This is a genomic window from Staphylococcus sp. HMSC034G07, from assembly GCF_001835975.1.
Classification (GTDB): Bacteria; Bacillota; Bacilli; order Staphylococcales; family Staphylococcaceae; genus Staphylococcus; species Staphylococcus ureilyticus.
The window spans coordinates 1-7,995 of the sequence record NZ_KV826578.1 but is presented as its reverse complement, the minus strand read 5'-3'; the positions used below and the strand labels follow the sequence as shown (position 1 = coordinate 7,995).

Below are 7,995 nucleotides of genomic sequence, written 5' to 3'. Positions count from 1 at the left end.
AGATGTCTATAAAAACAGTGAATATTTACTTTGGGATAACATAAAAGCAATTGAGATCATTCACAATAATCAAAAGTATTTGCATGAAAGTAAATTCATTAAGTTCAAAAGGAATACATGGACTTTAACTAAAGCAGAATTAAAAATTGATCTTAACTTTCATAAAAAGGTTTCGTGGAAAATGAATAAAGAAAAAGATTAATTTTAGATACAAAAGTATACTTTTAAACTTGTAAAAAAGTATACTTAATGATATAATATAAATAGTTTAAATTATGAGGTGATCAAAGTGTCAAAGAAATTTTGGGATATTCCCAATGAGTATCAACAAATGATAGACAACTTAAAATCGAAAGACAAAGCCTTAACAATAACAATAAATATGTTTAAAGGGGGCGTTGGTAAATCAACACTTACAAATATATTTGGTTATATCGCTAATAAATATGATTTAAAAGTGTTATTTGTAGATAGTGATCCTCAAAGAACATTAACTAAGAAAATAGATAAGAATTTTAAAACAACACAAGATGCTGAACTATCTTTTATGGAAGCGATTAAGCAAGAAGATATAACTAGGGGAATATCAAAACTTAATGATAATATTGATATAGTCAAAGGTGATTGGAACCTAGCATGGTTTGATAGATATTCAAGACGAGCATTAAATATCAAAGATGAGTTTTATATGTATGATTATTTATTAGAAAAAGTTAGAAAAGATTATGATCTAATATTTTTAGATTCTGTACCAACGACTACTACACTAACACATAATTGTATAGTAGCTAGTGATTATATTTTAGTACCGGTTGAATCAGAAGAAGATTGTTATGAAAATGCGAAAGATTATATGTTCTATTTGTCAGAAATGACACAGTACAATTCAAAATTAGATGTATTAGGTATGATTGTATATTTAACCGAAGATAATAATAAAACTAATAGTATTTACTTAAATAAATATAAGAATGAATTTAAAGCATTAGTTTTTGAAAATATAATTAATAGATTAAGACGTGTTATGACTTGGGGATCAAAAGGGATAACTGAAAATGAGCCGTATGATAAGAAAACACTCACACAATATAATAATGTATTTTGGGAGTTTATGAACAAATTAAAAGAAAGAGGTAGTTTAAATGACTAATAATGAAAAAAATTTCTTAAATAATTATGTAAGTGGAAAAGATGAAAGTGAAAAAAAGGAAACGCCAATGACAAAGAAAAAGAAAACTGATTATAAAATGGTTAAATTGAATAATGAAATACACAGTGAACTAAAAATGAAATCGGTACAGAAAGGTATTTCTATGCAAGAAATGAATGAAAGAGCATTAAGAAAATATTTAGATGAAATTTAAAAAAAGCCGTAGGTATCTTGGCAGAAGCTACGACTTTTTAAATGAAAGCATTTATAAAAATACTAACAAATATATACTAATTTATAATTGCTGATTAATCAATAGGAGGCATTTATTATGAGTAAACAATGTTTAATTGAACTAATTGATTTAATGTTAGGCTTAACAGATAAAGAAAAAGATGATTTGTATGATATGGATATGAGAAAAGTTGAATTTAGATATAAAATGGCTTTAACTGAAAAGACAGATGAAATGATTGGATAAAAGGAGGTAATAATAATGACAAAATTTACTTTATTATATATAAATGAGGTTATAGATTGTAAACTATTGTGTGATTAGAGTGTAAAAACAGGAGAAATATCAAAACCAATAACGAACGTTTTTGTTACATTTTTTGAGGTGTCTGCTATTTAACAACCAAAATTTTCACCAAATACCTTTCAAACTTATAAAAAATATGGAGTTATTAACTTCAATATTTTTTTATCTACTAAAACCAAAACTTGTAACATAATCTATGTTACAATATTGCTATAATATATGAGAAAAGTTACAATCTCATTGTCTTTCATTTGCATTGAGAAAAATTTTAAAAGGCGACTAGAAAATAATGTATAAAAAAATAGGAACTAAAATTAATGAAAATGAGTTTAAAGGAATTATAGAAGAAAATTTTGAAAAAATTAGTGCAGAATTTATATTACCATATGCAGACGGCGTTACTTATATAAATAATAAGGAGGCAAAAGATAATGAGTGAAACAGTGTGTATATTACATGACGAAGAATTATATCCATATGGAATATTTACTAACGAAAGTCAGTTAATATATAAATATGATAATTTCGATAAGAGAATTAAAAAATTTAGTAAAGATGATTTAGAAGTAAGTACGATAGAATACTTTGATATTTTTAAAGTAGACGGAGTGCAAAAAGTAATATGTAGTTATGGGGATTATGTAAATAAAAAAAGAAAGCAATCAAACAATGAAACACACGACAATATTCAAAATAATATTTTGATATTTATATTTGATTTTGACGAAATTACTAATAAACCACGAATTATAGGTGTTTTCAAAAATGTAGATACCCTAATAGAGAAATATAAAATATTTAGTAAAGAAACTAATATTGATTTAGACGCTTTACAATTTCATGCTATTAAAACACCTCTAAATGAATATAAAGCAGGCGGATTTATAACTCTTACTACTTGTGGTGGTATGTTAGATAGAATGGAAGAAGATGAACTTAAAGAACTATTTAATTCAAAGGAAAAGGAGTAATTTAAATGTTTGGCAATGAACAAAATGAAGTAGAAAAGTATTTAATTAAAGAGGGGTATGAAGATTTTAAATTCTTGCGAAAAAACGGAGGTTCATATTTCTATGAAGTCGTTACATTTTGGAGTGGTAAGCACATTATTAAAGTAAGTAATGGATTTTTCGGTTGGAAAAAAGAAAAAGTAAGCAAATAAAAGAATTACTTATAAAAGAGGAAATAAATTATGGCTAAAGTAGGATATGCACGTGTTTCAACACGAGATCAAAGTTTAGATTCACAAATAGACGCTTTAGAAAAATACGGTTGTGAACGTATCTTCAGTGAAAAGGTTAGTGGGCGTAAGAAAAAACGAACGGAATTAGATAAATGTTTAGATTACTTGCGTGACGGTGATACGTTAGTTATTTATAAGTTAGACCGTTTAGGAAGAACGACTAAACAACTTATAGAGTTATCACAATGGTTAGATGATAATAATATAGACTTACAAATCATTGATATGAATATATCAACTAATGATGCAATGGGGAAAATGTTTTTTACCATGATGAGTGCTTTTGCAGAACTTGAAGCTAATCTATTAAGTGAACGTACGAAAAAAGGTTTAGAATCTGCAAGAGCAAGAGGACGTACAGGTGGTCGCCCTAGATTACCAGATTATAAAAGACGTGAAATCAAGTTTTTATATGATGAACAAAAATTGACTGGTGCAGAAATCGCTGAACAAACTGGTGTAAGTCGTACAACTGTATATCGTGTTATTAAAGAGAAGTAAATATTTAAAGGAGGAATTAACGTGAAAATAATGATTGATTGGATAAAAAACAGAAAATTAAATAATACAAGTGCATTTTTTGTTGGAATTGCATATACTATTGCTATATTATCACCCTATTTTTACATTTGGCTCATACCAGATAAGTACATATTAAATAACGTTAGTGATAATATAATGACTATCTTAATTCCAACATTTGTTAATTTGCTAATTATACCAGCTTTTAAAATTATTTCTTTTTACCAAAACATAGACGAAAAAATAATTAAAGATGAAGTTACAGATGAAAAAATAAAGTATTATAATGAAAAACAAATAGTTTATACAGAAGCATTACTAACATGCACAACTGCATTACCTATATTTTTGTTGTATGTATATCAAGGAACTTATATTTTATCTCAAAAACAACCAGAATTGACTATATGTGTAACGATAATTATATCAATCATTCTAGCAATTATTGGTGTATGGGCTTTGATTAAGAAATTCAGACGCTGAGATATGCACTGTATTGCATTGAAATATATATTATAGGGAGGGAAGTCTGTATGAACAAAACAGAGGACTTTAGAAATTATCCTAAAATTTTAAAAATAGAAGATGACGGTAAAATTATTGCATTAGATAAAAACGGACAAATAAACACTGACTTAAATATCCATACAATAGATGATGATAAACAACGTCTAGTTTTTGGCAAGGTCATTTACAATCCATATAGTAGAACTGAACGAAACTATGATGATTATAATAAACGTCCAGAAGATTATTACAACCAACGTGATAGGGAGAGAGAATGGCAATTACAACAAGAAAATAAAAAAGCAAAATCTAAAAGTAAATGGCTTGGTATTCTACTAACAATTGCAATTGTTGTCATTGTAGGAATTATTGCTATGAATTTTTTATCTAATAAAAATCAAGAAAGTAATTCAGAAGTCGCTAATAATGAACAAGTACAACAACAAAATGAACAATTAAAGCAAGAAATAGATGATACTAAAGAAGAATTAAAAAATTCACAAAACAATGAACAACAAACACAACAAAGTATTAATGAATTACAGACTAAAGTCGATAATTTGAAACAAAATAATCAAAATCAAAGTGCAGCGAATGAATTTCAAGACGGAGTTAATCAATTACAAGAAGCACAAAATAGCAAAGAAAATGGCAATAAAAACGAAATGAAAGACCAACTAAAACAAGTTGAAGATAAAATTGATACTGAAAAAATTAGTGAAGAAAGTAAAAATCAATGGGAAAAATTCAAAAGTTGGCTAAATGATAATTTTTAATTTACTGATTTGTAAAAAATGTATAGAAATTGAATAAAAAAGCGTCTAACATATTAGTGTTAGACGCTTTCACATCACGACCACAGTCATCACGTAGCTTAGCACAAAAAATGTGCTAAAAGTATTATAACACATAAAACTAATAGCTAGTGTTTAAGTAAAAAAAGGGCAAAAAGCCCTTTTTTTTAATCTTTGTAGTCTGTTATTTTAAATTGATTTTTGTAATCAAATTTTAGTGTATATGTGCCTGTTGTTGTATAATCATTATTACTTTTTGTAAGTTTAATATTTAATTTATTGTTGCTACGCTCTATTGTGTCAAAAGACTTAATCTTATAATTAATTTTTTGTTTATGCTTTGTTTCTTTTTTGATACGTTTTGCTAGTTCTGTTCCCTTATCAATATCATTTTTAATATAATCATAATCTCCTTTGTCATATGCTTTGTTTAGATGATCCATATAATCTTCCAAGAATGATTTAGCTTCTTTTTTAATATCTTCCGTATCATGTTTATAACGCTTAATTTTAGGTAAATCAAATTTTAAATTTATATTTTGTGGCTGGTTATCACCATTTCTATTTAAACTTATAGTTTCTGATTTAAAAACTTTGTCATCAATTTTACCTATAGCTTGAATATTAAATGTTTTATTCTCAAGAGGATACTTGCCATACACTTTGTTTGGATTATATTCTTCTTCTTGATCGTTAATCATTAGCTTAATACTATTATCATCTAAGAGTTTTTTAGCATTAGTGTTAGCTTTAAACCAACCTTGATTAAATGAATCATCAGCAATTATTTTTCCATCATTATTTCTATTTTCTGTATTAAAAAACAATTGACCATTGACTTCACCTATTATTTTGTTGTCTTTGATAGTTTTTTTAGTATCTATACTATATTTACCTACAAAGAAATCCCCTACTTTTGATATAGAATTTTTTTCAGTAGAAGTTTTAACTTTTTTACCAAGTTTATATTCATATATCGCATTGTTACTATATTCTTTAACATAAACTGGATATAATTGTGGCTCAAAAGTTATTTTATCTAAAAAGAAATATTTTTTTCCATCTTTTTTGATAGATAATAGGGTTTTATCTTTATTATCAGTAATTTCCCCTAGTTTAACGGAATAGTGCTTATCTTTTTTTATATTTTTCTTGATATTATTAATCTCTTTTTGAAATTGTTTATAGTTATTTTCTTTTTTAACGTACTTCACAAAATTTTTGGCTTCCTTTGTTGTAAATTCATGTTCATTATTAGATAAAGTATTGGCAATTTGTTTATAATCGTTGTTTTCAATGTTCTTTTCAAACTGTTCTATTTGTCCTTGTGCATTATATTTTTGATATATGAAATATAATAGTAATGAAATGGCTAATATTATTACAATCAGTATTATTGTTATTGTTAATTTTTTATGATTGTTTACTTTTTTTGTATTTTTTTCCTTTTGATTTGTATTCATAATTAAAAATCCTTTTATTATAAGTTTTCTGTATATTTACAAGTTGGATAATTAGAACAACCAATAAATTGGTTTCCTGCTTTGCTTGTTCTAATTTTTAAAGCGTGGTCACAATTAGGACATGAGCGATTAGATACATTTTCCTTTCTAATAGCTTCTGGTGAAGTATTAGGTTGTATTTTCAATATCCAATCAACTAAATCATACCTATTTTTCAATATAACGTTACAAGGCTTTGCTAATTTAAGAGCGCTGTTAGTGAAAAAACTATTTGTGATTACCCAACTTTCATCTGCGTTGTGGTAACGTTGAGAAGCAAAAACTTCTTGAATAGCACCAATAGAAACATTTTTCTTATATCCATACCTTTTAGCTTGAACGACAATTTTATGGTTGCCTTTTTTCAATATTAGATCAGCACCAAAGTCGTGACTACCATTCGTTACGACTGCTTTATAACCTAGCTCTTTAAATAAAACAGATAAGTATATTTCAAAATCTAAACCATTCATTTTATCAATATCTTTAATATTAGCTTTTTTAAGTTTGCTTTTGATCTGTAAACCTTTAAAGTAAGTAACAATATAAGGTATGAATTTAAACAAAACAAAGACAATTAAAGCTATTATAATAATATAAACTATCGAACTATCCATTTAGCACACCTCACTTATGTTTTTGATTCATTAATTTCTGTGGAGTTTTTTAGTAGTAACAAATGCTATATTTGTTGCAATTGATTAATGTATAATACCTTGATACAATTGATTATATATCAGTACATCATGCTGGTATATTTAATGATTTTATCATTGATCACTCTTGAGCCTACAATTGATTTGTAGGTTCTTTTTTTGCACAATGCACCGATTAATCTTAATTATCTTTTGTAGGGTCAAAAGACATATCATAAACAGATTCTTTATCTGAATTACCAAATGGATTTTCAACCATATCATTTTTAGATTTACGTTCTTCTGTTTTATTTTTATCCTCTAACAAGTCTAAACTTTCAACTAATAAAAAGTCGTAATAAGTATTATTACCGTTCTTATCTATTGCTTTATTTCTTTTCCATTTTCCAGTTAGTGTTACTAAAGAGCCTTTAGTTGTATATTCATCTATAGCTTCTGCTGTTGATTCCCAAGCTGTAAAATTAATATAATCTGGATATTGGCTTTTTCCGTCATTGACTGCAATTGTACCATTTAAAACACTTTTGTTATCTCCCTTTTTTGTTACAATGTTTCTTTTTTCAAGGTCTTTTGTTAGATGACCTGTCATAATGCACATATTCAACATAATATATCTCTCCTAATTCTATATTTATCTTAATTTTCATTTTACAGTTTCTCATTCTGGTATTACATACTAATATTTCATATTTTCTAATTTCCTTCTTTTGAAAAGTGGATTATATTTCATACTTCATTAAATATAATTCACAATACTGATCGTGGGTTTTCTTTAACTTATAGTTCAAACGCCCTAAAATTGATTGATTAACTTTTGTCTTTTGTTTTTCATTTGCGATTTTACGTTGTAATCGAAAAATAGTATCTTCATAAATCTCTAATTCAAAATTAATCTCACTCATTTTTTCTAATTGATTATAATTCATAAATTGTCACCTCCTTTCTTATTTGTATCTTTATAGAAATCTATAACTTTGTGTCTGTGTTTCTTTGGTATATATTTTTCTATTGAAATTTATTTCATCATTGACCACTCCTAATTGTTTTTTATACTTTTAAATAAGTTTAAAAGTATATTTA

General features: G+C 26.3%; 14 protein-coding genes. 10 read left to right on the top strand and 4 right to left on the bottom strand.

What is annotated here, in order from left to right; genetic code table 11:
- The 10 genes from HMPREF2586_RS12920 to HMPREF2586_RS00165 all read left to right on the top strand — a co-directional run.
- A partial coding sequence (locus HMPREF2586_RS12920; protein WP_218117659.1) for a hypothetical protein occupies positions 1-202 on the top strand: 202 nt, incomplete at its 5' end.
- Between the two features lie 87 nt (positions 203-289).
- Entirely contained in the window at positions 290-1,150 is an 861-nt protein-coding gene (locus HMPREF2586_RS00195) for a ParA family protein (protein WP_256324318.1), read from the top strand.
- Positions 1,143-1,364, top strand: coding sequence for a hypothetical protein (locus tag HMPREF2586_RS00190; protein ID WP_070812573.1), 222 nt, complete (start codon positions 1,143-1,145; stop codon positions 1,362-1,364). The genes HMPREF2586_RS00195 and HMPREF2586_RS00190 overlap by 8 nt, the downstream gene beginning before the upstream one ends.
- Positions 1,365-1,481: 117 nt before the next feature.
- A complete protein-coding gene (locus HMPREF2586_RS12775) occupies positions 1,482-1,631 on the top strand; it encodes a hypothetical protein (protein WP_176747364.1) in 150 nt (49 codons plus the stop codon).
- A gap of 349 nt (positions 1,632-1,980) precedes the next feature.
- Positions 1,981-2,130, top strand: a complete 150-nt coding sequence (locus HMPREF2586_RS12770) for a hypothetical protein (RefSeq protein WP_176747363.1) — start codon at positions 1,981-1,983, stop codon at positions 2,128-2,130.
- Complete coding sequence (locus HMPREF2586_RS00185) at positions 2,123-2,662, top strand: hypothetical protein (RefSeq protein ID WP_070812572.1); 540 nt, start codon at positions 2,123-2,125, stop codon at positions 2,660-2,662. Before HMPREF2586_RS12770 ends, HMPREF2586_RS00185 begins: the two co-directional genes overlap by 8 nt.
- Positions 2,663-2,667: 5 nt before the next feature.
- Entirely contained in the window at positions 2,668-2,853 is a 186-nt protein-coding gene (locus HMPREF2586_RS00180; RefSeq protein ID WP_070812571.1) for a hypothetical protein, read from the top strand.
- A 30-nt stretch (positions 2,854-2,883) separates the two neighbouring features.
- Positions 2,884-3,435, top strand: a complete 552-nt coding sequence (locus HMPREF2586_RS00175; RefSeq protein WP_070812570.1) for a recombinase family protein — start codon at positions 2,884-2,886, stop codon at positions 3,433-3,435.
- A 21-nt stretch (positions 3,436-3,456) separates the two neighbouring features.
- Positions 3,457-3,939: a hypothetical protein gene (locus HMPREF2586_RS00170; protein ID WP_070812569.1), complete on the top strand. Its 483-nt coding sequence runs from the start codon at positions 3,457-3,459 to the stop codon at positions 3,937-3,939.
- 50 nt (positions 3,940-3,989) lie between these two features.
- Positions 3,990-4,739, top strand: coding sequence for a hypothetical protein (locus tag HMPREF2586_RS00165; protein WP_070812568.1), 750 nt, complete (start codon positions 3,990-3,992; stop codon positions 4,737-4,739).
- 185 nt (positions 4,740-4,924) lie between these two features.
- Here the strand turns inward: HMPREF2586_RS00165 and HMPREF2586_RS00160 are convergent, their stop codons facing one another.
- From HMPREF2586_RS00160 to HMPREF2586_RS00145, 4 genes are all read right to left on the bottom strand, one after another.
- Positions 4,925-6,220 carry a TcaA second domain-containing protein gene (locus HMPREF2586_RS00160; protein WP_070812567.1) on the bottom strand — a complete coding sequence of 432 codons (1,296 nt, stop codon included), beginning with the start codon at positions 6,218-6,220 and terminating at the stop codon, positions 4,925-4,927.
- Between the two features lie 17 nt (positions 6,221-6,237).
- Positions 6,238-6,876 carry a restriction endonuclease gene (locus HMPREF2586_RS00155; protein ID WP_070812566.1) on the bottom strand — a complete coding sequence of 213 codons (639 nt, stop codon included), beginning with the start codon at positions 6,874-6,876 and terminating at the stop codon, positions 6,238-6,240.
- A gap of 220 nt (positions 6,877-7,096) precedes the next feature.
- Positions 7,097-7,522: a single-stranded DNA-binding protein gene (locus tag HMPREF2586_RS00150; RefSeq protein ID WP_070812565.1), complete on the bottom strand. Its 426-nt coding sequence runs from the start codon at positions 7,520-7,522 to the stop codon at positions 7,097-7,099.
- A gap of 112 nt (positions 7,523-7,634) precedes the next feature.
- Positions 7,635-7,841: a hypothetical protein gene (locus HMPREF2586_RS00145; RefSeq protein WP_070812564.1), complete on the bottom strand. Its 207-nt coding sequence runs from the start codon at positions 7,839-7,841 to the stop codon at positions 7,635-7,637.
- Between the last annotated feature and the right edge of the window lie 154 nt (positions 7,842-7,995).

Excerpts from the sequence above, each read along its gene's own strand:
- HMPREF2586_RS00180 (WP_070812571.1), top strand. The coding sequence starts at position 2,668 with ATGTTTGGCAATGAACAAAATGAAGTAGAAAAGTATTTAATTAAAGAG.
- HMPREF2586_RS00185 (WP_070812572.1), top strand. The coding sequence starts at position 2,123 with ATGAGTGAAACAGTGTGTATATTACATGACGAAGAATTATATCCATAT.
- HMPREF2586_RS00165 (WP_070812568.1), top strand. The coding sequence starts at position 3,990 with ATGAACAAAACAGAGGACTTTAGAAATTATCCTAAAATTTTAAAAATA.
- HMPREF2586_RS00145 (WP_070812564.1), bottom strand. The coding sequence starts at position 7,841 with ATGAATTATAATCAATTAGAAAAAATGAGTGAGATTAATTTTGAATTA.
- HMPREF2586_RS00175 (WP_070812570.1), top strand. The coding sequence starts at position 2,884 with ATGGCTAAAGTAGGATATGCACGTGTTTCAACACGAGATCAAAGTTTA.
- HMPREF2586_RS12775 (WP_176747364.1), top strand. The coding sequence starts at position 1,482 with ATGAGTAAACAATGTTTAATTGAACTAATTGATTTAATGTTAGGCTTA.
- HMPREF2586_RS00150 (WP_070812565.1), bottom strand. The coding sequence starts at position 7,522 with ATGTTGAATATGTGCATTATGACAGGTCATCTAACAAAAGACCTTGAA.
- HMPREF2586_RS00160 (WP_070812567.1), bottom strand. The coding sequence starts at position 6,220 with ATGAATACAAATCAAAAGGAAAAAAATACAAAAAAAGTAAACAATCAT.
- HMPREF2586_RS12770 (WP_176747363.1), top strand. The coding sequence starts at position 1,981 with ATGTATAAAAAAATAGGAACTAAAATTAATGAAAATGAGTTTAAAGGA.
- HMPREF2586_RS00155 (WP_070812566.1), bottom strand. The coding sequence starts at position 6,876 with ATGGATAGTTCGATAGTTTATATTATTATAATAGCTTTAATTGTCTTT.
- HMPREF2586_RS00190 (WP_070812573.1), top strand. The coding sequence starts at position 1,143 with ATGACTAATAATGAAAAAAATTTCTTAAATAATTATGTAAGTGGAAAA.